General features: G+C 62.3%; 24 protein-coding genes. 3 read left to right on the top strand and 21 right to left on the bottom strand.

Translation table 11 applies throughout. From position 1 onward, the window contains the following. Nucleotides 1-43 precede the first annotated feature (43 nt). From KIO74_RS15650 to KIO74_RS15630, 5 genes are all read right to left on the bottom strand, one after another. The gene (locus KIO74_RS15650) at nucleotides 44-2,557 is read right to left on the bottom strand and encodes an FtsK/SpoIIIE family DNA translocase (protein ID WP_213332752.1); all 2,514 of its coding nucleotides are present in this window, start codon (nucleotides 2,555-2,557) and stop codon (nucleotides 44-46) included. Nucleotides 2,558-2,802: 245 nt separating this feature from the next. Then, nucleotides 2,803-4,161, bottom strand: coding sequence for an ammonium transporter (locus tag KIO74_RS15645; protein ID WP_213332751.1), 1,359 nt, complete (start codon nucleotides 4,159-4,161; stop codon nucleotides 2,803-2,805). A 37-nt stretch (nucleotides 4,162-4,198) separates the two neighbouring features. Further along, complete coding sequence (locus KIO74_RS15640; protein WP_110374906.1) at nucleotides 4,199-4,537, bottom strand: P-II family nitrogen regulator; 339 nt, start codon at nucleotides 4,535-4,537, stop codon at nucleotides 4,199-4,201. Nucleotides 4,538-4,749: 212 nt separating this feature from the next. After that, entirely contained in the window at nucleotides 4,750-5,625 is an 876-nt protein-coding gene (gene tesB, locus KIO74_RS15635; protein ID WP_213332750.1) for an acyl-CoA thioesterase II, read from the bottom strand. A 421-nt stretch (nucleotides 5,626-6,046) separates the two neighbouring features. Then, a complete protein-coding gene (locus KIO74_RS15630) occupies nucleotides 6,047-7,078 on the bottom strand; it encodes an IS110 family RNA-guided transposase (RefSeq protein ID WP_213332749.1) in 1,032 nt (343 codons plus the stop codon). Between the two features lie 218 nt (nucleotides 7,079-7,296). Here KIO74_RS15630 and KIO74_RS15625 point away from each other — a divergent pair, with 218 nt between their 5' ends. After that, the gene (locus KIO74_RS15625) at nucleotides 7,297-8,532 is read left to right on the top strand and encodes a ubiquinone biosynthesis hydroxylase (RefSeq protein WP_213332748.1); all 1,236 of its coding nucleotides are present in this window, start codon (nucleotides 7,297-7,299) and stop codon (nucleotides 8,530-8,532) included. Nucleotides 8,533-8,602: 70 nt separating this feature from the next. On the opposite strand, the gene KIO74_RS15620 is transcribed toward KIO74_RS15625, so the two are convergent. The 4 genes from KIO74_RS15620 to trxA all read right to left on the bottom strand — a co-directional run bounded on the left by KIO74_RS15620 (nucleotide 8,603) and on the right by trxA (nucleotide 11,436). Continuing rightward, the gene (locus KIO74_RS15620) at nucleotides 8,603-9,547 is read right to left on the bottom strand and encodes an alpha/beta hydrolase (protein ID WP_213332747.1); all 945 of its coding nucleotides are present in this window, start codon (nucleotides 9,545-9,547) and stop codon (nucleotides 8,603-8,605) included. A gap of 7 nt (nucleotides 9,548-9,554) precedes the next feature. Further along, nucleotides 9,555-9,788, bottom strand: coding sequence for a Trm112 family protein (locus KIO74_RS15615; protein WP_249731011.1), 234 nt, complete (start codon nucleotides 9,786-9,788; stop codon nucleotides 9,555-9,557). Nucleotides 9,789-9,794: 6 nt separating this feature from the next. Continuing rightward, nucleotides 9,795-10,460 carry an LON peptidase substrate-binding domain-containing protein gene (locus KIO74_RS15610; protein ID WP_213332746.1) on the bottom strand — a complete coding sequence of 222 codons (666 nt, stop codon included), beginning with the start codon at nucleotides 10,458-10,460 and terminating at the stop codon, nucleotides 9,795-9,797. Nucleotides 10,461-10,539: 79 nt separating this feature from the next. Beyond that, the gene (gene trxA, locus KIO74_RS15605; RefSeq protein ID WP_213332745.1) at nucleotides 10,540-11,436 is read right to left on the bottom strand and encodes a thioredoxin; all 897 of its coding nucleotides are present in this window, start codon (nucleotides 11,434-11,436) and stop codon (nucleotides 10,540-10,542) included. A gap of 617 nt (nucleotides 11,437-12,053) precedes the next feature. On the opposite strand from trxA, the gene KIO74_RS15600 reads away from it, so the two are divergent. Continuing rightward, nucleotides 12,054-12,263: a hypothetical protein gene (locus tag KIO74_RS15600; protein WP_213332744.1), complete on the top strand. Its 210-nt coding sequence runs from the start codon at nucleotides 12,054-12,056 to the stop codon at nucleotides 12,261-12,263. 63 nt (nucleotides 12,264-12,326) lie between these two features. Here the strand turns inward: KIO74_RS15600 and KIO74_RS15595 are convergent, their stop codons facing one another. From KIO74_RS15595 to KIO74_RS15575, 5 genes are all read right to left on the bottom strand, one after another. Beyond that, nucleotides 12,327-13,316: an energy transducer TonB family protein gene (locus KIO74_RS15595; RefSeq protein WP_291979689.1), complete on the bottom strand. Its 990-nt coding sequence runs from the start codon at nucleotides 13,314-13,316 to the stop codon at nucleotides 12,327-12,329. Further along, nucleotides 13,313-13,798, bottom strand: coding sequence for a TonB system transport protein ExbD (exbD, locus tag KIO74_RS15590; protein ID WP_213332743.1), 486 nt, complete (start codon nucleotides 13,796-13,798; stop codon nucleotides 13,313-13,315). Before exbD ends, KIO74_RS15595 begins: the two co-directional genes overlap by 4 nt. Nucleotides 13,799-13,804: 6 nt before the next feature. Then, entirely contained in the window at nucleotides 13,805-15,025 is a 1,221-nt protein-coding gene (gene exbB / locus KIO74_RS15585; RefSeq protein WP_249731010.1) for a tonB-system energizer ExbB, read from the bottom strand. A 267-nt stretch (nucleotides 15,026-15,292) separates the two neighbouring features. After that, nucleotides 15,293-16,381 (bottom strand): siderophore-interacting protein, encoded by a 1,089-nt coding sequence (locus KIO74_RS15580; RefSeq protein WP_213332742.1) that lies wholly within the window; start codon nucleotides 16,379-16,381, stop codon nucleotides 15,293-15,295. Nucleotides 16,382-16,673: 292 nt separating this feature from the next. Continuing rightward, nucleotides 16,674-16,961 (bottom strand): Rdx family protein, encoded by a 288-nt coding sequence (locus tag KIO74_RS15575; protein WP_213332741.1) that lies wholly within the window; start codon nucleotides 16,959-16,961, stop codon nucleotides 16,674-16,676. A 57-nt stretch (nucleotides 16,962-17,018) separates the two neighbouring features. Here KIO74_RS15575 and KIO74_RS15570 point away from each other — a divergent pair, with 57 nt between their 5' ends. Further along, a complete protein-coding gene (locus tag KIO74_RS15570; RefSeq protein ID WP_213332740.1) occupies nucleotides 17,019-17,225 on the top strand; it encodes a hypothetical protein in 207 nt (68 codons plus the stop codon). Nucleotides 17,226-17,264: 39 nt separating this feature from the next. Here the strand turns inward: KIO74_RS15570 and KIO74_RS15565 are convergent, their stop codons facing one another. The 7 genes from KIO74_RS15565 to rsmG all read right to left on the bottom strand — a co-directional run bounded on the left by KIO74_RS15565 (nucleotide 17,265) and on the right by rsmG (nucleotide 23,848). Beyond that, nucleotides 17,265-17,558 carry a hypothetical protein gene (locus KIO74_RS15565; RefSeq protein WP_213332739.1) on the bottom strand — a complete coding sequence of 98 codons (294 nt, stop codon included), beginning with the start codon at nucleotides 17,556-17,558 and terminating at the stop codon, nucleotides 17,265-17,267. Nucleotides 17,559-18,129: 571 nt separating this feature from the next. Then, the gene (locus KIO74_RS15560) at nucleotides 18,130-18,675 is read right to left on the bottom strand and encodes a hypothetical protein (protein ID WP_213332738.1); all 546 of its coding nucleotides are present in this window, start codon (nucleotides 18,673-18,675) and stop codon (nucleotides 18,130-18,132) included. A gap of 247 nt (nucleotides 18,676-18,922) precedes the next feature. Next, nucleotides 18,923-19,018 carry an enoyl-CoA hydratase/isomerase family protein gene (locus KIO74_RS32240; RefSeq protein WP_213332737.1) on the bottom strand — a complete coding sequence of 32 codons (96 nt, stop codon included), beginning with the start codon at nucleotides 19,016-19,018 and terminating at the stop codon, nucleotides 18,923-18,925. Between the two features lie 230 nt (nucleotides 19,019-19,248). After that, a complete protein-coding gene (gene acs, locus KIO74_RS15550) occupies nucleotides 19,249-21,198 on the bottom strand; it encodes an acetate--CoA ligase (RefSeq protein ID WP_213332736.1) in 1,950 nt (649 codons plus the stop codon). A 203-nt stretch (nucleotides 21,199-21,401) separates the two neighbouring features. Further along, complete coding sequence (locus KIO74_RS15545) at nucleotides 21,402-22,289, bottom strand: ParB/RepB/Spo0J family partition protein (RefSeq protein ID WP_213332735.1); 888 nt, start codon at nucleotides 22,287-22,289, stop codon at nucleotides 21,402-21,404. Nucleotides 22,290-22,319: 30 nt separating this feature from the next. Next, nucleotides 22,320-23,189: a ParA family protein gene (locus tag KIO74_RS15540; RefSeq protein ID WP_213332734.1), complete on the bottom strand. Its 870-nt coding sequence runs from the start codon at nucleotides 23,187-23,189 to the stop codon at nucleotides 22,320-22,322. A gap of 8 nt (nucleotides 23,190-23,197) precedes the next feature. After that, nucleotides 23,198-23,848 (bottom strand): 16S rRNA (guanine(527)-N(7))-methyltransferase RsmG, encoded by a 651-nt coding sequence (gene rsmG / locus KIO74_RS15535; RefSeq protein ID WP_213332733.1) that lies wholly within the window; start codon nucleotides 23,846-23,848, stop codon nucleotides 23,198-23,200. Nucleotides 23,849-23,911: the final 63 nt, after the last annotated feature.

Raw genomic sequence — 23,911 nt, 5'->3', positions numbered from 1 at the left:
TCGTCATTCCGGCAAGGCCGACGCGACCAACTGTTCACACCGCCTAGTCCTCGTCGTCGTCGCGGCCACCGCCTTCCATGAGGATTTCACGCTTGCCCGCGTGATTCGCCGGACCGACGATCCCTTCGTTCTCCATGCGCTCCATCAGGGAGGCAGCGCGGTTGTAGCCGATCTGCAGGCGACGCTGGATATAGGAGGTCGACGCCTTCTGGTCGCGCAGCACAACGGCGACGGCCTGGTCGTAGAGATCGCCGCCCGGCGCGCCAAAGGACGAACTGTCGAACACGGCGCCATCACCACCCCCATCGCTCCCGTCGTCGTCGCCGGCCGTGACGGCATCGAGATATTGCGGCCGTCCCTGGCGCTTGAGATGCGCGACGATCTTCTCGACCTCGTTGTCGGAAACGAAGGGACCGTGCACACGCATGATGCGGCCGCCGCCCGCCATATAGAGCATGTCGCCCTGCCCCAGAAGCTGCTCGGCGCCCTGTTCGCCAAGGATGGTGCGGCTGTCGATCTTGGACGTCACCTGGAAGGAGATGCGCGTCGGGAAATTCGCCTTGATGGTCCCGGTGATAACGTCGACGGACGGACGCTGGGTGGCGAGGACAACATGGATGCCGGCGGCGCGCGCCATCTGCGCAAGGCGCTGGATGGTGCCTTCGATTTCCTTTCCGGCGACCATCATCAGGTCGGCCATCTCATCGACGATGACGACGATATAGGGCAGCGTCTCGAGATCCATGAGCTCTTCCTCATAGACCGCCTCGCCCGTTTCCTTGTCGAAGCCCGTCTGCACCGTGCGGGTGATGACGTCGCCCTTGGCCTTCGCCTCGGCGACGCGGGCATTGAACCCGTCGATGTTGCGCACACCGACCTTCGACATCTTCTTATAGCGCTCCTCCATCTCCCGGACCGCCCATTTCAGGGCGACGACCGCCTTCTTCGGGTCGGTGACGACGGGTGTCAGGAGATGCGGTATACCCTCGTAGACCGAGAGCTCGAGCATCTTGGGGTCCACCATGATCAGCCGGCATTCCTCCGGCTTCAGCCGGTAAAGCAGCGAGAGGATCATGGTGTTGATGGCGACTGACTTGCCCGAGCCGGTGGTGCCGGCCACGAGCAGATGCGGCATGCGCGCGAGTTCGGCGATGACGGGCTCGCCGCCGATCGTCTTGCCGAGGCAGAGCGCGAGCTTCAGCTTGGTCTTCTCGAAATCCTCCGAGGCCAGCAGCTCGCGCAGGAAGACCGTCTCGCGCTTCGCGTTGGGCAGCTCGATACCGATGGCGTTGCGCCCTGGTATGACGGCCACGCGCGCGGAGACGGCACTCATCGAGCGCGCGATATCGTCCGCGAGGCTGATGACGCGGGACGACTTGGTGCCCGGCGCCGGTTCCAGCTCGTAGAGCGTGACGACCGGACCGGGACGCACATTGACGATATCGCCGCGCACACCGAAATCCGTGAGAACACCTTCGAGAAGCGCCGCATTCTGGTCGAGCGCCTCCGGGGATACCGGCATCAGCGTCTTCTTCGGCTCCGCCAGCAGGCCGAGCGGCGGCAGCTGGTAGTGCTCCGCGTCGAGGAAGGAGGGTTGTGCCTCCCGCGCCAGACGCCGGCCCGGCTTGGGCGCGGGCGCGCGTGGCGTCACCCGGCTCGGCGGCGGTTCCGGCGCGAAACTGTCGTCAGACCCGAAGGGAGCGTCAGCATAATCGTCATCGTCGTCATACTGCGGGTAGGGCGACGACACCGCACGCCGTGACGAGGCGGCCCCGGCCCTTTCCAGCATGGGTTCGCCACGTTGCCTCGGCGCGGCTTTTGGCGCGGCGAAACGGCGGGCGAGAGCCGCCTTCGTCGCCATCACGCCATGGGCGATGGCGCCGAGAGAAATGATGCCCCAGCCCGGCTCGCTGCTGCCGTCGGCATCGTCGTCGCTGTCAGCCGCCCCATCGTGATTGTCGTCATCGGCATTCTCGTGGTGGTCCTCGGTAAGGCCGATGCCACAGGCAGCCGTCAGCGCAAGAATGGCGACACCCGCATAGATCAGCGCGACAAGCGCCCGCTCGGGACCACCGCCGAAAGGAATGATGCCCCTGGCCGCGAAGACGAGCGCGTCACCAACCACGCCGCCGAGACCCGTCGGTAAAGGCCATCGCGCGGTTGACGGAAGAGCGCTGGCGACCGCGGCCGCGGCGGCCCCCCCGAGAAGCCATAGGCCGATCTTCAAAGGCAGACGCGGCAGTGCCCTGCGGGTCATCAGGCCAAGCCCCCAGGCCGCGACCGGCAGCAGGAAGGCGATTGCGCCGAGTCCAAAGACCTGCATCGCGAGATCGGCGGTGATCGCCCCGGGCAGTTTCAGCAGATTGACGGCGGGCTGGCTCGTGGCGTGCGTCAGGCTCGGGTCGTCAACCGACCACGTGGCAAGCGCGAGTGCGGTTGCGCCCGCAACACCCAGCAAGGCGAGACCGACCAGCTCCACGGCGCGGCGTGCGAAGAAGCGGCGCAGCGCATCGGAGAGACCGTCGGTGGGAGACGAAGGCCGGCGTAGTGTTCGCATATCGCAGAGGGACCCGGAAAAGTCACGCTAACAGACCTTAGCGTAAGACCCGGCGGTTAAGGCGCGATTAACCTTCCCAGCAAAGTCGCATTGCGTCGCTTATTGGTATGGCCCCGTGCCGCGTATCGCTTGATGGCCCAATCTTGCAACACGATGGCCCTAGCCTGAAACCCTCGGCCGCGCGCAAAAAAACCCCGGCCTCACGGCCGGGGTTGAAGTCTCAGGAGAAGATGAAAGAAGCGGTCTCAGTAGTTGTAGGCACGTTCGCCGTGGTCCGCGAGATCGAGCCCTTCGCGCTCGCCCTCGACGGAAATCCGCAGGCCGACGATCAGATCGACCACCTTATAAAGAATGGCCGAGCCGATGCCGCTCCACAGCAGGGCGACGACAACCGCGACGAACTGCGTCCAGAGCTGGCCGCCCATGGAGTAATCCGCGACGCCGACACCACCGAGAGCCGGAGCGACCAGGATGCCGGTGAGCAGCGAGCCGACGATGCCGCCAATGCAGTGGATGCCGAAGACATCGAGTGAGTCGTCATAGCCGAGCGCGTTCTTCACGGTGGTCGACGCGTAGAAGCAGATGACGCCGGCGATGAGGCCCAGGATGATCGAGCCCATAGGGCCGATGAGGCCGGCTGCCGGCGTGACCGCAACAAGGCCGGCGACGGCGCCCGAAACCGTGCCGAGCAGCGACGGGTGACCCTTCGTGCCCCATTCGGTGAACTGCCAGGCCATACCAGCCGCGGCGGTCGCGACGAAGGTGTTGAGCATGGCAAGCGCCGCGCCACCGTTGGCCTCGAGGTTCGAGCCGGCGTTGAAGCCGAACCAGCCCACCCACAGAAGGGAGGCGCCGATCATGGTCATGGTCATGGAGTGCGGAGGCATCGGCTCCTTGCCGTAGCCCGTGCGCTTGCCAATCATCAAGGCGCCGACAAGACCTGCCATACCCGCGTTGATGTGGACGACCGTGCCGCCGGCGAAGTCGAGCGCGCCCATCTTGAACAGGAGGCCCTCGCTGAACCACACCATATGCGCCATGGGGAAGTAGACGAAGGTGACCCACAGGACGGTGAACAGCAGGAGCGCGGAAAACTTGATGCGCTCCGCAAAGGACCCGACGATCAGCGCCGGCGTGATGCAGGCGAAGGTCATCTGGAAGCAGATGAATACGAACTCGGGGATCACGACACCCTTGGTGAAGGTGTCCGTCGTCGAATCACCCGTTATGCCGGCAAGGAAGGCCTTGGAAAAATTGCCGATGAACGCGCTCGTGCCCGTGAAGGCGAGGCTGTAGCCGTAGATGACCCATACAAGGACGACCACGCAGACGATGGAAAACACCTGCGTCAGCACGGACAGCATGTTCTTGGTGCGAACGAGGCCACCGTAGAACAGGGCAAGCCCCGGGATGGTCATTGCGAGCACGAGGATCGCGGAAACCAGCATCCAGGCCGTGTCACCTTTATTGGGAACCGGAGCAGCCGCAGGCGCCGCTTCTGCGGCAGCCTGGGCAAATGCCGGTCCGACACCCGCAATGGTGCCAGCGGCAAGTGCAAGGGCGAGTGCCGCAAGACCCGCCTTATGCTCGCGCTTTAACGTCATGAAACAAACTCCTCGAATGTAGCAGGCAGGCGGGTTGTCAAAGAGCGTCGGCGTCGGTTTCACCCGTGCGGATGCGAACGGCCTTCTCGATCGACGAGACGAAAATCTTGCCATCGCCGATCTGGCCGGTGCGTGCGGCTCCAACGATCGCGTCGACCACCTTGTCCGCAATATCGGCAGCGACGGCGACCTCGATCTTCAGCTTGGGAAGAAAGCTCACCGCGTATTCGGCACCACGGTAGATCTCGGTATGTCCCTTCTGTCGCCCGTATCCCTTGACCTCGGTGACGGTGAGCCCGTTCACGCCAATGGCTGTCAGGGCGTCGCGGACCTCCTCGAGCTTGAAGGGCTTGATGATGGCCACCACGAATTTCATGTCTCGGCTCCCTCGCGGATGGTGCTGGACGCTTTGTGAGGCGCCCCTGACCAGCTAATCCGTCCAAGGGAAATCAATCTTCGTGCCAGATAGGCCGAAGATGGCGCAAAGCGCACTTTTTCAGGGCAAATGCAGACACGCGCCCGCGGTCTCCCCACGGACGCATGCCAATGATGCGCAATGAACAGTCAGTTTGATTAAAAAATATGCAATCAGACCGCGAGGTCAGGCCGTAGGCGTATCAGACCTTCCTGCGCCACTGAGGCAATCAGGGCGCCATCGCGCGTATAGATCAGGCCCCGGGAAAAGCCCCGCGCGCCTCCGGAAAAGGGCGTATCCTGCGAATAGAGCAGCCATTCGTCGGCACGGAACGGCCCGTGGAACCAGAGAGCATGGTCGAGGCTCGCCCCCTGGATATCCGGCTCGAAAACCGTGCGGCCGTGGGGAACGAGGCTGGTATCGAGCAGCGTCATGTCCGAGGCATAGGCCAGCACGCAGCGATGAATCGCCGCATCATCCGGCAGGCGCTTCGTGGTGCGGATCCACACGTTGAATTGGGGCGCCATCGGTGTGCCCGTCTGCTGATAGCGTTGGTATTCAACAGGCCTGAGTTCGATCGGCCTCTCGCGCTCGTAGTAAGTCCGCATGGGATGGGGCATAGCCGGAAGGAAATTGGCGCGCAGATCATCCTCGGTAGGCAGATCCTCCGGCATCGGCACGTCTGGCATGGGCAAGTGATAGGTCAGGCCGGTCTCCGGAGTGTGAAAGGAGGCCGACATGGAGAAGATCGCTTCGCCATGCTGGATGGCAACGACACGGCGCGTCGCGAAGGAACGCCCATCGCGGATGCGATCGACCTCATAGATGATCGGGACCTTTGGGTCGCCGGGCCGCATGAAATAACCGTGCAGCGAGTGAATATCACGCCCGGGATCCACGGTCCGTGTCACCGCGACGAGTGCCTGGCCAATGACCTGTCCACCAAACACCCGCTGCCAACCGACCTTGGGGCTGCGCCCGCGGAACAGGTTACGCTCGAGCGGCTCAAGGTCGAGAATATCGAGCACTTCATCTACGGGATCGGCCATCGGTCACTCATTTCTGCCGCATGCGATGCGTGACTGCGGAAGGCAATGTCCACCTACCGCATGCCTCTTGCATCCCATGTGCGCCTGACAGGTGGGGGCGTCAAGCGCCTGCGGTGAATGTCCTTCCGGGACGCGGCCCGATACCATGGTTCGATTTGTCCCTAATAGTGCTTCTGTAATGGGCCTTTGATCGTCAAGTCCCTCTGAACGATATCTCGTCGCCAGGATCATGCTTCTGTCCGTGGTCAGCACGAAGGCTGCCACACCATGCCATCAGATCCTCAAGCCGGCAGGTCAATCTAGGAAGCGTGATTTGCCGAGGCAATCACAGCACTACACACGACCTTGCCAAGCCTGCGTCCCGGCGACGGGACCCCAACAGAGCCGGCCTAACCTGACCGACCCAATCTCATTTCTACTCTCAAGCGGCCACGTGCACGGCGCTCCACCGGAAGTCGGTCGCGTCGATCCACATGCGATGGAGCACGACACCCAGCTTGCGGGCGAGCGCCACCTTCGCGCGCTTCATTCCGCGCCGCCGCGCAACTTTCAGCCCCCACTGTTTGAGGCCGGAGAAGCGCGTCGCCCGCGTCAGCATGATATGTGCTGCTTCGAACAAGGCGGTGCGTACCATGGCGTCGCCAATTTTCGTGACACCGCCATCCCGGTCGGTTTCCCCGGACTGATATTTCTTCGGCGTCAGACCGAAGTATGCGCCGACGGTGCTGGATTTCCCGAAGCGTGTCGGGTCGTCCACTGCCGAGCGGTATGTCAGCGAAACCAGCGCACCGACGCCGGGCACCGACATCAGTCGGTGGCAGATCGCGTCGGCCCGAGCGATCCGGAGCATCTCCCGATGAAGCTTTGTAAACTCGCTCCATAGCGTCGCTCGCGCCGCCAACATTCCGCCGATCACCGTCGAGAGTGTGGCGTGTCCCGCGATCAGGTTCTGGATACGCGCCTCGAACCGCCCCCGGCTGACCTCACCGACCTTCAATCCATAGCCCCGCAAGATGCCGCGGATGCTGAGCTCGACATCGAGCAGCTTGCCCTGGAGGAGCTTACGCCCGACGAGCAACGCTCGTGTGTCCTGGGCCGCTGACGACTTCGCATGGACCGGCCGATACCATCCCATCCGCAGCAGTTGCGCGATGCCCCGCGCATCCTTCCGGTCAGTCTTCACCGTCATCGCTGAAAGCGCCGCCTTCACGTGCCGCGTTTCCAGCAAAACCACGTCACGGCCGGCAGCCAAGAGCGCTGCATGCAGCCACTGCGATAGCGGGCCGGCTTCGAGACCGATCCGGGAAACAGGCAATCCGAGCAATTCGAAATACCCAACCAAGGCCTCCGGCTCGCTGACGAGCTTCACCTCGCGAACCACTTTTCCAGTCGTATCGACGACGCACACGTTGCTCTCTTTCAGAGAGACATCGATTCCTGCATAATGCTCCACGGCTGTTCCTCTCATGATGCTTGAGGCCGATCGCTCGAACCTCGTTTCAACAACATCATTCTGAGGGACAGCCACACAGCATGGCTACTCTTGAGACACCGGCCCATTACGGCATCTAGAGGCTGTGGGGAGTTCGCATCTGCCATCCCGCTGTTGATCTCGGGCAATGGTCTTGGCGAAGGCGCGCGGTAGAATGGTATCCGTTGGTGGAACAGGGCATGGCAAACGACACGCAACAGGCAGCCCCGCTGCCAAGGACCGATGTCACGATCGCCGGCGGAGGCATCGTTGGCCTTTGCTTGGCCGTGGCGTTGCGACAAGGCGCCGGCCTGTCGGTTCTGGTTTGTGATCCTCTTCCCCCCGGCAAGGATGTCGGGCGGGCTTCCGCTCTCGCGGCCGGCGCGCAGCGCATGCTGGCCGAACTCGGCGTGTGGGACGCGATCGCACCCGCCGCTCAGCCCGTGTCCAAGATGGTGGTAACCGACAGCCGGCTTGCCGATCCCGTGCGGCAGACCTTCATCACCTTCGACGGAGAGATCGCCCCGGATGAGCCCTTCGCCTATATCATCGAGAATGCCGTTGTCAGCGAAGCGCTTCGTGCGGCCGCGGAGAAGGCGGGCGTTGTCACGGCTCTAACCTCGGTGAAGGCTTTCACGGAACGGGGCGCCAGCCTTGATATCACTCTGGCCGACGGAGACAAACTGCGGACAGCGCTGCTTGTCGCAGCCGATGGGGCGCGTTCGGCGTTGCGCGCTTACGCCGGCATCGCCTGGAGCGGCCGCGATTATGACCAATCCGGCATCGTTGCGACGATAGGGCATGAACGACCCCATGACGGCTGCGCCGTCCAGCATTTCCTGCCTTCCGGCCCCTTCGCGCGACTTCCGCTGACAGGAAACCGCTCCTCGATCGTCTGGACGGAACGACGGGAGGATGCAAATGCGATTCTCGCGCTCGATCCGGATGATCTCGTCGACGAACTGGAACGCCGCTTCGGCCTCGACCTGGGGCGGATAACCCTGGAGACGGAACCACGCGCCTTCCCGCTCGGCGTCGGCATGGCGCGTCGCTTCATCGGCGACCGCTTCGCCCTGGTCGGCGACGCCGCGCATCTCGTGCATCCCCTGGCTGGCCTTGGCCTCAACCTCGGCCTGCGCGACGCCGCCGTCCTTGCCGAGGCCATCGTTGACCAGACCCGCCTTGGGCTTCCACCCGGCGAGGCGACGGTGCTGGAAAGCTACCAGCGCGCGCGGCGGTTCGACACCTTGACGCTTGGCGTCGCGACCGACGGCCTCAACCGGCTGTTCTCGAACGACCGGCTGCCGCTTCGCCTCATGCGGGACCTCGGCCTTGGCCTGGTGGACCGTATGCCCGGGCTGAAGAGCTTCTTCATCCGCGAGGCGGCCGGTGTCGTCGGCGCCGTGCCGCGTCTCATGCGCGGCGAGCCACTCTGATCGCGAAGCCTCAGACCCAAGACATCAGAGTCAAGACACCGGAGTCACGTCTGTAATAGACAGCATGGCTCTACGGCGCGTGCCGGCGGATGAAGGAGACGACGGCCTCGACGAGCCCGTTAGCGAGAGGCCGATCCGGGTCGCGGTAAGCCGCCAAGTTGTCGGCTAAGAGGTTGTCGGCTAACGGGTTGTCCGCGGGCTCCGCCGCCACGTCCTTCAGCACGTGATTCATGTCGGGCAAGGTCAGCGCCTCACCGCCGGGGCGGGCGTCGGCCGGCGGAACCTGGATATCCCGTCCGCCGGCGACCACCAGGAAGGGTGCCTGCTGCTGGCGCGCCAGGGCGTCCGGATCCACGGCAATCAGGGACCGGAGAAACGGCTGAACGCTCGGCCGGAACAACGGAGCGAGCGCCGCCGGCACGTCATCGACAGGATCCCCACGCTGAAGACGCGCGAGTATCGCGGCCGCCTCGGCGCGCAACGGCTCCGGCGCCTGCGCGAGTTGCTTCTGGATAAGCTCCGCGACGGGCCTGCCGGGCGTTGTCAGCAGCACGAGACCCGCGACCGCCTCGCGACGGGCAAGCGCGAGCGCGATGAGACCGCCTTCGCTGTGTCCAATGAGGAAGACCGCCGAGACGCCCGCCTGCGCGCGACACCAGTGGAGCCATCGCCCGGCATCGGCAACCGCGGCATCGAAGGTGAGCTCCCGCTCCGCTTCCACGGTGGCGGGCAGACGCTTGTCATAGCGGAGGCTAGCTATCCCGTCGGCCAGAAGGGCATCCGCGACAAGCGCGTAGGGACGGGCGCCGACACCGTAGGGATTGTTGCCGTCGCGGTTCGTCGGCCCCGATCCCGGCACGATCACCGCGCAGGCAAAGGCGGCTTTTCCCGCCGGCGCGGAATAGACCCCGGCCATACCATCGACGTTCACGATGGTTTCGGCCTGGACGGGAGAGACCGCGATCAGCAGCAGCAGCCCTGCGACGCGGCCAGCCGACCGGCGAGCGGGCGGCAAGGCGGCTTCACTCGATGGATCGCGCCTCTTCCGGCAGCATGATCGGGATACCATCCCGAATGGGATAGGCGAGCTTGGCAGGCCGGCTGATGAGCTCCTGACGTGCGGCGTCATATTCCAGGCCGGCCTTGGTCAGGGGGCAGACAAGGATCTCCAGGAGCTTGGGATCCACGGCCGTGCCTTCGGCCAGAGAAGGCTCTTCGCTAGGGGGCGTGGCGGGGGGAGAGGATTCGTCCGTCATGAAAGCTCACTGCAATGTCGAATCAGGATTTTCGGAGTCGCGAACTAATTCAATCTCTGTGATCGCGATCAGCATTTCCGCCCGGCTCTTGAGATCAGGTGCTTCGAGGAGCGCCTGTTTCTCACGGGTGCCGAACGGGCTCATCATGGAGAGGGCATTCACCAGCGCCTCGTTGGGCGCTTCGTTGATGCCCTTCCAGTCCACCTTCAGATCGTTGGCCTCGGCGAATTCCTTCAGGGTACGGATAACCCCGGCGCGATCGGTCTCGGCTTCCCCGGCGCGCGGCTCGAAATCCACCTTGAAAGGCTCGTAATCGACGCGTGCCTGGCGATAGGGGGTCGCGACGGTCAGTTCCTCGACAACGCGAAAACGGGAAACGCCCGTGAGGGAAATCAGATAGCGCCCATCGCCTGTCTCGGCGAACTGCGTGATGCGGCCCGTGCAGCCCACGGAGTAGAGCCGAGGTATGGCCGCGTCCTCGTCGTCATCCGGCTGGATCATCCCGATGACGCGATGGCTGGCGATCGCCTCGTCGACCATCGCGACATAGCGAGGCTCGAAGATATTCAGGGGCAGTTGCCCGCGCGGCAGCAGCAGCGCCCCGGCCAGGGGAAACAGCGGAACGACGGCGGGGCAGTCCTGTGGACCACGATAGGTCTGGTGCGTCGACATCTCGATCAAGCCTTAAATACGCAATGTCGATGCCGATCGCGGGCCCCACGGCCGGTGCGGTTGGTGGGGCTGATTGGCATCAAGCGAACAGGAGCGACGACAGCCGCCGCCGGCCGGCCAGCGTAGCCTCGTCAGTCGGCCCCCAGGCCTCGAAGAACTGCAGAAGCTGCTTGCGCGCGCCGTCATCATTCCAGTTGCGATCGCGACGAACGATGTCGAGCAGATGATCGGCAGCTTCCTCACGCCTGCCCTTCGCATTCAGGGCTACGGCGAGGTCGAAACGCGCCTGATGATCGAGCGGATTAGCCGCCAGCCGCTGCTCGAACTCTGCGAGATCACCCAGCGAAGCAGCCTGCTCCGCCAGTTCAAGGGCGGCGCGCGCGGCCGCTATCGCGGGATCGTTGGCCTTGTCAGCGGGCACCATGTCGAGGAAGCGGCGCGCGCCTTCAAGGTCATCGAGTTCCACGTGAAGCTTGGCGAGCGCCGCGATGGCGCGGGCATTGTCGGGCTCCTGCGCCAGCGCCTCGGCATAGAGACCGGCCGCGCCAGCCGCATCTCCGGCCGCGGCAAGCTGGTCCGCGCTGTCCAGGAGCTCAGCGATAGGCCCGGGCCCGATCGGCCCGACGAGCCGCTCGATGAACGCCTTGACCTGGCTTTCCGGCAAGGCGCCCACAAAACCGTCGGCCGGCTGGCCACGACTGAAGGCAACGACAGCCGGGATGGACTGGATGCCGAGCTGGCCGGGGATCTGCGGATGCTCGTCGATATTGAGCTTGACCAGCTTCACCTTGCCCTGCGCGGCGTTCACGGCCTTTTCGATGACAGGCCCGAGCTGCTTGCACGGCCCGCACCAAGGGGCCCAGAAATCCACTAGGACAGGCTGACGCATGGACTCCGCGATCACATCCTGCCGGAAATCCGAGGTTGTTGTATCCTTTACCAGGGAATCGGCCTGGCCGGACGTATCTGCGAGCATGAATTCCTCATCTCTCCTGGGCGCATCCCACGGGCAAAGCCCCGGACGCCGTCCTTAACCTTACGGGCGATAGCATGTCGCCGGCGAACACATGCGGCTCCCGCTCATGATCCGCCGACTCATCGAACAAGTCACTGCATAAGTCCACCTGATATCGCAAGCCAAACCCGATCTCGGCCGGTCCATGTCCGGCGCCTGCCGCGCCTCTCAGATAGGAAGTCGCGCCTTGTCCGCAAAGGGCACAGTCGCGAAGAGGCTTGGAGGTGCTTGGAAGTCCTTCCGCGCGCCGCAAGGGTTTGCGGACGTCTGCCACCTGGTTCGGCTCCTCATAGGGCAAGCCGGCCCTGCCTCAGGCGTGTCGGACAAGGCGTGAGCGCCGGACCGCTGAGGGGTCGCGGGGCAACCTTCATGTATCCGGCGATCTACCGGAAGGTGCGGTGGTGGTGGTCGAGCCCTGGGAAACATTCGCGTTTTCCCAACGAACGGCCGGGATTGCCAGCTCCATCGCACCGTGTTGCGGCACAAAAAATACCTGCCAGTCTTGACCGATTCTAAATTGTAATTATTCTAATGAAAGTTGAATTGCCGGCCTCCCCGCCGCATTGGAGTGATTGACGATGGATCGGACCACCTCCTGCACGAGCTGCATCTTCTTTGACACCCACGCCGGCAACGGCGGTAGCCCGGCTGCTGACGCGGGTCTCTGCCGCTTCAATCCCCCGGTTTCCCAGCCCGGCCCCGACGCCCATGGCCTCTGGCCCGTGGTGACGAATGACGATTGGTGCGGGCATTTCACCGCGCAGCGCCAGGCCACCCGCGCGGCCTGATCTCCGGTTTCGTCGCAACAAAAAGCCCGCCAACGGTCTCGTTGGCGGGCTTTCTTGCTTGAGCTACCGAAGATTGTACACAATCGGTATTGAAAGGGAGAGGGTAGCTCCCCTTATCTCAGGCGGAGGCGCCGGGAGTGGGCTGGCTCGTTGCAAGGTTGCAACCGCCTCCTGATCGATCATCGCTGATCCTGAACTTCGGCCAAGCCTCGCGGACAATACCCGTCCCGATCGATCGATCGTAAACGTGACATAAGCGGTCCCACGTTGGTTTCTGTCCTGCAACTCACGAGCATATCGCTGGTGGCGCTTCAGATGCGCGTTGAGAAGATTCTTCCAGGTCGCTGGCGCCCGCGAAGGCGCTTGCGTCACACCTTGTGACGGGGCGGCAGCGGTCTGCGCGCGCGGGGCCTCGCTGGCCGGCGGAGCGGAGTTTCGGTCCGCACGCCGGTCCCTGCGCTCGACCTCACGGCGACGCTCGACCCGACGGGGCTTGGGCGGCTCCTTCTTCTCGACCTTCTTCACCTCCTTCTTGACCTCTTTCGGCGGGGGCGGAGGTGGCGGGGGTGGCGTCAGGATGGCGGCGGCGTTGGGGACATCGGGCAATTCCGGAACGCTGATGTCCGGCGCCTCCACGACGGGGCGCGGCGGCTCCGGTTCCGGCGGGGGTGGCTCCGGCTCGGGCTCCGGTGGAGGCGGTTCAGGCTCGGGCGGCACGGGCTCAGGCAGAGGCGGGGGTGGTGGCGGCTCCGGGTCCGGCGTCTCGACAGGTGGCTCGATCGGCTTTTCCGGTTCGGGCTCGGCCTCTGCCATCTGCGGCCCGACTTCCGTTTCCGGTGGCGCTTCAGGAGACACGGGAAGGGGTGCCAGCTCGATCAGCACGGCCGCGCCGGTCGGATCGGACGGCTCCGCGTCCCGCGGCCAGTTCATCACGCCCCAGGCACCCGCCGCATGCGCGCTGGCCACCAGCAGCGCGGCCAGCCCCCAGCGGGCGACCTGACGAGTTGCCCCCTCCTCCCAGCGGAAGCTCCCCAAAGGCGATAGCGAACTCACTGTGCCGCCCCGGAAGCCGCCGCTGATGGTGGAGCGGCCGGCGCGGCGGGAGATGTCCCTTGAGCTGGAGCGCCTTCGAGGCCCACCAGCCCGATCTTGAGGTAGCCCGCTGATCGAAGGAGGTTCATCACCTCCATCACGTCGCCATAGGGCACGACCTTGTCAGCCCGCACGAAGACGCGCTCCTCGCGATTGTTGTTGGTCTGCACATCAAGCGCCATCTGGAGCATTCCACGGTCCATCGGCGTGTCACCGAGGGCCAGCGTCAAATCCTCCTTGACTGTCAGGAACAGCGGTTTCTCCGGGCGGGGCTGCGGCTGCGCGTTGGATGAGGGCAGATCCACCGCCACATCCACGGTCGAAAGTGGCGCGGCGACCATGAAGATGATGAGCAGAACCAGCATCACGTCGATGAAGGGCGTGACATTGATCTCGTGGTTGTCGGCGAGTTCCTCGTCGCCATGATCCAGACGGACACCCATGGCGGCTTATTCGGCAGCGGCGAAAAGACTGGGCTTGCGGCGTCCGTTCGCCGCCGCGCGGCGATCGAGATCCCGCGAGAGATGACGCAGCACTTCGGTGCCCGCGTCCGCGAGCATGGCCCGATAGCCGGTGATGCCGCGCGCGAAGACATTATAGATGATCACCGCCGGAATGGCCGCCACAAGGCCGATGGCCGTCGCGAGCAACGCCTCGGCGATGCCGGGCGCGACAACGGCCAGATTCGTCGTGTTCGATTTCGCAATGCCGATGAACGAATTCATGATGCCCCAGACGGTGCCGAACAGGCCGACGAAGGGCGCGGTGGCGCCGATGGTCGCGAGAAGTCCGGTGCCGCGCGTCATCAGCCGGCCCGCCCGCGCCTCGATGCGCGACAAGGCGGCCGACGCGCGCTCCTTGATGCCGTCGGCGGGCAGATCGGCGGAAACGTCCTCTTCCTGCTTGGCCGCGCGCACCAGGGCGGCGACCACTCCCTTGTCGAGCCGCCCCTGCATGAGGTTGCTTTCAGCGTCTTCGAGACTACGCGCCTCGACGAGCCCGGTGAGCGAACGGCGAGCACGACGCTTGGCGGCCGCAAGCTCGATGCTTTTGGCAAGCCAGACTGTCCAGGTGATAAGCGAGGCGAAGGCGAGACCAACCATCACCGCTTTAACGACCAGATCCGCCTGCATGAACATGCCCCAAGGGGACAGATCATGCGGCAATCCTCCCGCGGAGGGGCCTTGCAGCGAGGGCAGTTCCGGCAGCGCGGTTTCCGCCGTTGGTGCAGTCGCTGGTCCGGCGGCGGGTGTCACCACGCCTGTCGCGGTCTGGGACACGGGCGGGCGGGCCTCGATGCCTCCCTGGTCATTGGGTACGAAGGAAGGCTGCGGGGAGGAAGGCTGGACAGGTCCGGGCGCGGCAGCGGGCGGCATCGTCACAGGATTCTGCCCCATCCGCGACGGGCTGACGACGGGATGCCCCGCGGGGAGTTGGCCTGATGCAGATCCGGGCTGGCCGCCTTGCGCTGGCAGTGCCTGCTGCGCTGCCAGCGGGCTCAAGCACGCCGCGGCGAGCCAGATGGTCGCTCCACACGCGACGCGGAACGGCAGCCGTTTCAAACGCGACGCCATTGTCTGCGAGGATATCATGGCCATCGGCTTCATCACTCCCGCTGCCATCGGCAGGCGCGAATGATCAACAGGCGTCAGTCCGTGAATCGCAGGCATAAGCCACATCCCTATTGGCATCTAGCAGATTGGCCACTGGCTGGCTGATCCGGCCGAAGCAGGAATTGGCTGGCTTGCGGTATATTCAGACGTCGTAAAGCTCGGAAGGGCCATGCCGTCCCTCACCCGCTCTCACTTACGCCAAATATCATGACTACGAATAGTCCATGAAAGCATGGCTGCCTAGTTTCTATGTCACATTAGACGTGTTCAAAACTGGCCTCGCCTGCCCAATACATTAGAATATATCTAATATAATCACGATCACTAGTCTTCAGCTGGAGCTTTCTTGAAGTCACCTTCGCTGAAGCCGCGACGCCAATAAGCAACAGCGAGATGGCTGCTACGATCAAGGTTCATCTCCTTGCGCCAGTAGCTGCGTATTGCTCGAAAAGCCTCGAACTCCACCCCCGCCCAGGCGAAGACGCTGCCATCAGACGGCCATTCGACCACGCGGACCGCATCCTGCAGAAGAGTCGTGGAGCCGGGTTCCGCGCCGTTGCGATGGAGAAAGCGCAGGGAAATTCCCGGCGGGTGTTGAACGGTCTGCTCCTCGCCGGCATCACTCACCTCGACCAGCGCGACCCCTTTTGCGGTCGCCGGCATGGACTCCAGCATGCGGGCAATCGCCGGAAAGGCTGTCTCATCGCCGACAAAGCAATACCAATCCGCGTCGGCAAGCCCGCGCCCGCCCGGACCCATGATGCCGACGACATCACCCGTCTCAGCACGTAGCGCGAAGGCTGATCCCGGGCCGGCGTCCTCGTGCATGACGAAATCGATATCGAGCTCACCCGCCAGCGCGTCCACACGTCGGACCGTGTAGGTGCGCACGGTCGGCCGACGCTCGCCCTCGGGCCAGATCGGCATTCCATTGCGTCCCATCACCGGCCAGGCCGGTTCCACGCCGACTGGCGGGATCAGGAGCTTCACGTGGAAATTACGGCTGTCGAAACGGGCGAGATCCTGGCCCGCCAGCGTGATTCGGCGCAGATGCGGCGTGATATCCGCGATCCTCGACACCCGCATCTCGCGAAAATTAAGAAGCTCGGTGCGATCACAGCCGTCGCCTGTCCAGATGATGTCCGGTTTCTCGGCCTTCGCCAATTCCTCGAAACGCCATGCCAGCAGGAATTTCACACGCGCCAGCGATGCCTCGTCGGCGGCCTCGGCCCGCAGCATGATGCTGTCTTCGGTGGCCTCGAGAATTCCAGATCCAAAGCTGAAATCGGCGCGCCCGCTGCGCTCGCTCCAGGTCGCCTGCGCATCGTCCCGCGCGAAGCGCTCGCAGAGCGTTGCAATGGCATGTGACGAGAGGCCTGTACGGACCCGCGCTTCGCAGACCAGTATCGCCATCGGTTCTATCTCCTTGAGCTCGCGCAGCCCCGTTTTCGATGCCGAGGGCGCTGTCCCCGCCGGTCCGCCATTGATCCGGCAAATCCCAACAGGGGGAACCAGGCCAAAACCTCCGCGCCTTGACAGGGGGCGCCCGCGTACGGGCGCTTTTTGCGCGCATTCGGCAGCGCAGCGCAAGACTTAAGTAACAGTAATCATTATATTTTAACTGTTCTACATCCAAAGCTGCCGATGAAAGCGTAGTATTTCATTTCGTTAGCCGAAAGCTGGCGATACGCACGAAAACGTGTCCTCAGGCTCGATCGATATGTCCGAGGTCACGCCCCGGCTCGAGCTGGTCGCGGACGCGTTGTTTCAGCGTCTTCACATCCGGAAAGCCATCGTCCCTCTGTCGCTCCCAGATGACAACGTCATTGCAGTCGATCTGGAAAACGCCGCCGGTGCCCGGGACGAGCGCGACCTCGCCGATATCGGCACCGAAAGTCGACAGAAGCTCCTGCGCCATCCAGCCCGCCCGCAGCAGCCACTGGCACTGGGTGCAATAGGTGATGACGATGCGCGGCTTGATCGTATCCGTCATGGCGTTTAACTCGCAACCTGTTCGGCGACAGACCTCGCCCAAGCGTCAAGGATGCCCATGCCGGAGATGACGCGCAACCCCCGGGCGGAACAGACGACGCCAGCGCCAAGGTCGGTGCATCTCACGCCAAGCTTCGCGGCCGGTAAGCAGCTCACTGGGCATTGGTCTGCCCGCTGCCCACGCATCCTCCTGGGCGGACCGGCTGGCCGGTCGTTCCGCCAGAACTATATGGCCTTGTCGGTTACGGGTCTTTTCTTCGGCTAGGAGCCCAGCTTACTTCCGAAGCATGATATTCATCAGTTATCATTCCCGCCACGAGCGAGGAATGTAGCGCGACCACAACTGCGCATCGATTCCGCCCAGATGCCCGAACTCCCAAGGCGGCGCAACAGGCCGAAAATACTTCCAGAACTGCACCGTATCGCGAACTAATGGATCTTTCTGATGTCTAAAAAGCCAGCGAAGTTCAGCGCCGGTACAGGAGCGCCACTTACGCCCCTGCTCCATATGGTCAAGTTTCTCACCGTTTTCCCATGTCGCATTTTTTTCCACAACAGCGCGTATGTCGATTTCATCGAGAACGAAATGGACGGACATACCAATATTTCCGTATGCCGCCCAATGTAGACCACCCTTGCATTTGCGCCGCGTCGTCTCCGACGGATACGAGGAGCAATTTCCGAAAATATAATGGGTGCTGCTGAGAGCGGAAGAGTATACCGGATGACTACGTAATGTACTCCAAAAATCAATCTGTCGATGGGACAGGGGGTGTAGTTCGTCGACGTTCCCCCTGGCGCGGGCTTCGTCCTTTGATAAGGAATAATAGTCGATCAAGGGAAATGGCTCATTCCTCAATTTCGAGCAAATTCCCCATCGGGTACAATATATTTTTCTTGCGTCGGCTAGACCATACAATAGGTCGCCAGTTTCATAGAATTCTTTAAAGGGGGGAGTCATGGGCATCTGGGCGTCACATAATTTGAGCCAAAGCCTAATCCCGGTTTTGAGATATTTAGACTTTTGGAACTTTGGGTTTTATTTGAGCAGAGCGGCGATATTAGATTCCGCATCCACCTCAAGGCTGGACGCCCGTGCTTGCTACAGCAGTGATCCGAAGTCGCCCGACCCTTCCCGTTTCAGATTCCAGCCCTGATCTATGTCGTTCTCAAACTTTGAACTTCCCGCCCCATGAACGCGGGACATAGTGTGACCACAGTCGCGCTTCGCTCCAGCCGAGATGCCCCGGCTCCCAGGGTGGCGCGACTGGCCGAAAGTTCTTCCAGAATTGAACCGTATTGCGGACGAGTGCGTCGGTCTGATTCCTGTAAATCCAGCGGAGTTCGGCACCTGTACACGCGCGCCGCTTGCGGCCTCGCTCCACGTAGTCGATTTTCTCACCGTCGCCCCATGTTGCGTTCTTTTCAACGACGGCCCGCAAGTCCAGGTCATCAAGAATGAAATGGACGGCAATATTAAACCTGCCGCGTGCGGCCCAGTGTAACCCCCCCTTGGTTTTCCGCCGCGTTGTTTGCGACGAGTAGAAACTCCAATTCCCGCGCAGTTGATACTCATCATTGAGTGCGGATGCATAGACCGAATGACTGCGCAATGTATTCCAGAAATCGACTTGCCGTTGGGACGGCGGATTGAATTCATCGACGTTCCCCCTAACATGAGCTTCGTCACTCGATAAGGAATAGCAGTCGATCATCAGAAAAGGCTCATCGCATAACTTGGATGTCAGCCCCCACTTTTGACAGTATGTCTTTCTTGCGTCAGCAAGGCCATACAGGAGATCGCCGCTCTCGTATCGCCCTTTGAAGGGAGGATCCATAGGCATAGATGGCGCCATTTACTAATGTAGAATCTTGCCTCTGTAGTGGAGCATCAAATTGCAACCATGCTTCATGAATATCCAAACAGAGTCGTGAACTCCACGTTTGATAGATTCATCAGCGCTACAGATGCGCTGCAATAAGTGCAGAATCCACCTCAGATAGCGTCGCTGGCGGCCATCGCGGATTTCTGTCTTTGTCGATGACCGCAGCGCGCACGGCCTCATAGAATCATGACCCTTCAGGGGGCGGGGGGCGGCGTATACTCCACCCCAAGGCAGGCCTCTAGAATCGCGACAAGGCGCGCGCGGCGCAGAAGAGCCAGCCTCACTTTCACATTCGCTGGCTCTTGAGTGTCTTGGGCGATTGAGCCTGATATGCGCGCGCCCTCTCGACGCGCCACCAGAACGGGCGCGTCGAGTTCGTCCCAGATCACATCCGCGTCGCTGTCAGGTGCCTGCGCGCTTGTTCAGCCGGTTGGCCACAAGATCATCGACGACTCCAGGATCCGCCAGGGTCGAGGTGTCGCCGAGGCTCCCATGTTCATCCTCCGCAATCTTGCGAAGGATACGCCGCATGATCTTTCCGGAACGGGTCTTGGGCAAGCCCGGCGCGAACTGGATGAGGTCCGGCGTGGCAATCGGCCCGATCTCATGGCGCACCCAGGCCACGAGATCCTTGCGCAGGCTCTCGGAGGGCTCGACGCCGACCATCAGTGTGACATAAGCGTAGATGCCCTGCCCCTTGATGTCATGGGGATAGCCGACAACGGCCGCTTCCGAGACATTGTCATGGGCGACGAGCGCTGACTCCACCTCGGCCGTTCCAAGCCTGTGGCCGGAGACATTGAGAACATCGTCAACGCGACCGGTGATCCAGTAGTACCCGTCCTCGTCGCGCCGGCAGCCGTCACCCGTGAAATAGCGGTTCGGATAGGCGGAGAAATAGGTATCCATGAAGCGCGCATGGTCACCATAGACGGTGCGCATCTGCCCTGGCCAGGAATCAGTCAGCACCAGATTGCCAGCGCCCGCACCTTCAATAATCTTTCCATCCGCGTCGAGAAGTTCCGGGCGGACGCCGAAGAACGGCCGTGTTGCGGAACCGGGTTTGAGGTCTGTGGCACCTGGCAACGGTGAGATCAGCGCCGCGCCGGTCTCGGTCTGCCACCAGGTGTCCACGATCGGGCAGCGGTCGTCACCAACGACGCGATGGTACCACTCCCAGGCCTCCGGGTTGATGGGCTCACCCACGGAGCCCAGAAGACGCAGCGAGGCGCGGGACGTCTGCTTCACCGGTTCGTCCCCAGCCTGCATCAGGGCCCGCAGCGCAGTGGGGGCGGTGTAGAAGATGTTGACCTTGTGCTTGTCGACCACTTCCCACATGCGGGACTTGGTTGGATAGGTCGGGATGCCTTCGAACATCAGGGTCTTGGCGCCATTGGCCAGTGGCCCATAAACGATATAGCTGTGCCCTGTCACCCAGCCCACATCGGCCGTGCACCAATACACCTCGTCGCCATGATAGTCGAAGATGTATTGGAAGGTCATTGAAGCATAGACGAGATAGCCGCCCGTCGTATGCAGAACGCCTTTCGGCTTTCCGGTCGAACCCGAAGTATAGAGGATGAATAGCGGATCCTCAGCGTTCATTTCCTCGCAGGGGCACTCCGCTGTCACAAGCGCCGCGGCCTCGTGCAACCACACGTCACGGCCCGGCTCCATGTTCACGGGCGCGCCTGTGCGCTTGACGACGACCACATGGTCCACCCCACCCGCGATGGCGATGGCCTCGTCGACATTCACCTTGAGCGGCACCTTGCGCCCGCCACGCAGCCCTTCGTCGGCGGTGATGATGACTTTCGAACCGCAGTCCGTAATACGGCCGGCCAGAGAATCGGGCGAGAACCCACCAAACACGACCGAATGCACGGCGCCGAGCCGCGCGCAGGCCAGCATGGCATAGGCCGCCTCAGGTATCATCGGCATGTAGATCGTGACGCGATCGCCCTTTTCCACCCCTCGCAGCCGCAGGACATTGGCGAGCCGGGCAACCTCGTCATGAAGCTCTTGATAGGTGATGTACTTGTGCTCGCTCGGGTCGTCACCTTCCCAGATGATCGCGACCTGGTCGGCGCGCTCCGGCAAATGCCGATCAATGCAGTTGTAAGCGACGTTCGTGGCGCCATCTTCATACCAACGAATCGACACCTCACCCGGCGCGAAGCTCGTATTTTTTACCTTGGTATAGGGCGTGAACCAGTGGATGCGTCGCCCATGCTCGCCCCAAAAGGCTTCAGGATCGTCGATAGAGGCCTGATACATGGCCTCATAGCGCGCCTTATCCACATAAGCGCGAGCGGCCCAATCAGCAGGCACCGGATAAATCTTGTCCGACATTGGTTTCCTCCCGGTCGGCTTATGGAACGAACGCTGACGCAACCAACCGTGGCTCAGTTGATTATGCGAATCGAGCTATCGCTCGGCAAGCGCAACGCATGCCGATCTGTATTGGAATAAAGGCTAGAACGGTTTGAAATCACTAGGACATTAGTCGAAGCCGCCAACTGTCGCACACATGCGACAATCCTTCGCGGCAGATTTCAGCCCTGCAGACGGCGGCAAAGCGCGTCGAGCTGGTCCAAAGTGAGGTAGCGGATCCGCATCTCGCCGCCACGCGCCTGATGGTTGATCGTCACAGTCAGCCCAAGAACATCCTCAAGCGCCTTTTCCAAGGCGCGGGTGTCGGGGTCCTTCTCCGCCTTCGCACGCGCACGCGGCACGCTCGGCTTTCCGCTATCACGGGCTTCGTCCTGTGCGATGCGCTCGACATCGCGAACATTGAGCCCCTTTTCAATCACCTGCCGCGCGACGCTCTCCGGATCTTCCAGGCCGAGCAGGGCACGCGCATGGCCGGCCGACAGCTGACCGTCATTGACCAGATCCTTTACACCGGTCGGCAGCTTGAGCAAGCGAAGCGTATTTGCGACATGGCTGCGGCTCTTGCCGATTACCTGCGCTAAATCGTTCTGCGAATAGTCAAAATCGGCGATGAGCCGCTCGTAGCCGGCGGCCTCCTCCATGGGATTGAGGTCGGCGCGCTGCACGTTCTCGATGATCGCGATCTCGAGCGCGGTTTTGTCGTCCGCCTCGATAACTACCACCGGGACTTCGTGCAGGCCGGCCCGTTGGGCCGCCCGCCAACGACGCTCACCCGCGATGATCTCGAAGACATCGATCAAATGCGGGAGCGACCGCACCACGATCGGCTGGATGACACCCCGCTGCCTGATCGAATCAGCGAGCTCGGATAGATCTTCCTCAACAAAGGCCTTGCGTGGATTACGCGGGTTTGGCCGGAGAAACTCCACCGGAACAAGGCGCTGACCAGGCGTACGTGTGCGCTCCAGCGCGCCGAATTCTTCGCCGACATCACCGATGAGAGCGGCCAAGCCTCGGCCAAGGCGGGAACGTGCGGGATCATCGGCCATAGGAGGTCTCCAGAACGACAAGGCCTGCGATCAGGCTGCGCACAAGCTACGCTCGCGCTGAATCACTTCTGACGCCAGCTTGAGATAGGCTTGGGCGCCGGCGCATTTGAGATCATAGAGCAAGACCGGCTTACCATGAGAAGGCGCCTCGGAAACCCGAACATTCCGCGGTATGACCGTATCATAGACCTTCTGGCCCATGAACTGCCGCACGTCCGCCACAACTTGACCGGCGAGATTGTTACGGGGGTCATACATCGTCAATACGACCCCATGAATTGTGAGCCGCGGATTGAGCGCCGCACGAACCTGATCCACGGTCTTCAGGAGTTGGCTGAGCCCCTCCAAAGCAAAGAATTCGCACTGCAACGGCACCACGACAGCGTCGGCCGCCGTCAATGCATTGATTGTCAGCAGGTTGAGAGAGGGCGGACAATCAATCAGAACATAGGTAAAGCCGCCGGTATGGCCATCCTGGGACGGCAATGCCGAAACGGTTTTAATGGCATGCACCAAACGATGCGCCCGATCACGGGACGAGGCGATCTCCAGCTCCACACCCAAAAGATCGAGCGTTGAAGGCGCCACAGACAGATTGGGAACCGCGGTGTCGATGACCGCATCGGCGAGTTGGGCTGCGCCCGTCATGACGTCATAGGTGGAAATGCGACGGCTTCGGCGGTCAATCCCGAGGCCTGTCGTCGCATTACCCTGAGGGTCGAGATCGATGATCAAGACACGCTCACCGATGGCGGCCAGCGCTGTTCCTAAATTAATCGCCGTCGTGGTCTTGCCAACCCCGCCTTTTTGGTTGGCCAAAGCAAGAACACGCACCGCCTGGGAATGCAACCGTTGGATCGGTCCGGCCTGCGGCGGTTCAATGGTATGGCTATCGGTCATGACGTCGCCTATTCCCGCTCAAGCTCACAGGCCTCGCTCACAACCAGGATGCCCGCCTCGGGATCCGTTAAGCTCGGCGCGATATCGGCAGTGATTCTCCAGGATTTAGAGGCCTCGGTCAATTCAGCATCCAGATCCTGGCCCTTGGGAAATATCCCGACCGATCCGGTTCTCAACAGATCTTTGACCATCGGCATGAGCCGGACAACCGGCGCCAACGCCCGCGCGGTCACGACATCGATCCCGCCCACAAACTGATTCGCGACATCTTCGATACGCCCCTCGTGTACTTTGGCAGGGGCTCCCGTGGCGCGAACGGCGGCCCGCAAGAAGGCACATTTCCGGCTGTTACTCTCAACGAGATGAACCTCCGCGCCCGCCGTGTCACTGAGGAGGATCGCGATAACCAGACCCGGGAACCCAGCTCCTGATCCGAGATCGAGCCATCGGCGAGCCTGCGGCCGAAGCCGAAGAAGTTGCGCCGAATCAGCGATATGCCGACCCCAGATGTCCTCCAGGGTTCCAGGCCCAACAAGGTTCTTTATGGACTGCCAGCGCTGAAGTTCGCGGACATATACATCGAGCTTGGCCACAGTTTCACGTGAAACATCGGCCAGGCCGGCTTGTTCCAAATCACCTTTTTGAACCCCTGAAGCCATGGACCTAAATGCCGAATCGTTGCGGAAAAGAATCGATCATCAAGCTATAGCATCGGGAATGTT

This window comes from Chelatococcus sp. HY11 (assembly GCF_018398335.1).
Classification (GTDB): domain Bacteria; phylum Pseudomonadota; class Alphaproteobacteria; order Rhizobiales; family Beijerinckiaceae; genus Chelatococcus.
The sequence above is the reverse complement of the archived record's forward strand: the minus strand, read 5'-3'. Positions and strand labels throughout refer to the sequence as shown.

Excerpts from the sequence above, each read along its gene's own strand:
- KIO74_RS15570 (WP_213332740.1), top strand. The coding sequence starts at position 17,019 with ATGCCGGAGATGACGCGCAACCCCCGGGCGGAACAGACGACGCCAGCG.
- KIO74_RS15580 (WP_213332742.1), bottom strand. The coding sequence starts at position 16,381 with ATGGCGATACTGGTCTGCGAAGCGCGGGTCCGTACAGGCCTCTCGTCA.
- KIO74_RS15565 (WP_213332739.1), bottom strand. The coding sequence starts at position 17,558 with ATGTCCGTCCATTTCGTTCTCGATGAAATCGACATACGCGCTGTTGTG.
- KIO74_RS15545 (WP_213332735.1), bottom strand. The coding sequence starts at position 22,289 with ATGGCCGATGATCCCGCACGTTCCCGCCTTGGCCGAGGCTTGGCCGCT.
- exbD (WP_213332743.1), bottom strand. The coding sequence starts at position 13,798 with ATGGGTGTCCGTCTGGATCATGGCGACGAGGAACTCGCCGACAACCAC.
- trxA (WP_213332745.1), bottom strand. The coding sequence starts at position 11,436 with ATGCTCGCAGATACGTCCGGCCAGGCCGATTCCCTGGTAAAGGATACA.
- KIO74_RS15560 (WP_213332738.1), bottom strand. The coding sequence starts at position 18,675 with ATGATCGACTGCTATTCCTTATCGAGTGACGAAGCTCATGTTAGGGGG.
- KIO74_RS15650 (WP_213332752.1), bottom strand. The coding sequence starts at position 2,557 with ATGCGAACACTACGCCGGCCTTCGTCTCCCACCGACGGTCTCTCCGAT.
- KIO74_RS15625 (WP_213332748.1), top strand. The coding sequence starts at position 7,297 with ATGGCAAACGACACGCAACAGGCAGCCCCGCTGCCAAGGACCGATGTC.
- tesB (WP_213332750.1), bottom strand. The coding sequence starts at position 5,625 with ATGGCCGATCCCGTAGATGAAGTGCTCGATATTCTCGACCTTGAGCCG.
- KIO74_RS15645 (WP_213332751.1), bottom strand. The coding sequence starts at position 4,161 with ATGACGTTAAAGCGCGAGCATAAGGCGGGTCTTGCGGCACTCGCCCTT.
- KIO74_RS15540 (WP_213332734.1), bottom strand. The coding sequence starts at position 23,189 with ATGACCGATAGCCATACCATTGAACCGCCGCAGGCCGGACCGATCCAA.
- KIO74_RS15640 (WP_110374906.1), bottom strand. The coding sequence starts at position 4,537 with ATGAAATTCGTGGTGGCCATCATCAAGCCCTTCAAGCTCGAGGAGGTC.
- rsmG (WP_213332733.1), bottom strand. The coding sequence starts at position 23,848 with ATGGCTTCAGGGGTTCAAAAAGGTGATTTGGAACAAGCCGGCCTGGCC.
- KIO74_RS15610 (WP_213332746.1), bottom strand. The coding sequence starts at position 10,460 with ATGTCGACGCACCAGACCTATCGTGGTCCACAGGACTGCCCCGCCGTC.
- exbB (WP_249731010.1), bottom strand. The coding sequence starts at position 15,025 with ATGCCTGCGATTCACGGACTGACGCCTGTTGATCATTCGCGCCTGCCG.
- KIO74_RS15575 (WP_213332741.1), bottom strand. The coding sequence starts at position 16,961 with ATGACGGATACGATCAAGCCGCGCATCGTCATCACCTATTGCACCCAG.
- KIO74_RS15615 (WP_249731011.1), bottom strand. The coding sequence starts at position 9,788 with ATGACGGACGAATCCTCTCCCCCCGCCACGCCCCCTAGCGAAGAGCCT.
- acs (WP_213332736.1), bottom strand. The coding sequence starts at position 21,198 with ATGTCGGACAAGATTTATCCGGTGCCTGCTGATTGGGCCGCTCGCGCT.
- KIO74_RS15600 (WP_213332744.1), top strand. The coding sequence starts at position 12,054 with ATGGATCGGACCACCTCCTGCACGAGCTGCATCTTCTTTGACACCCAC.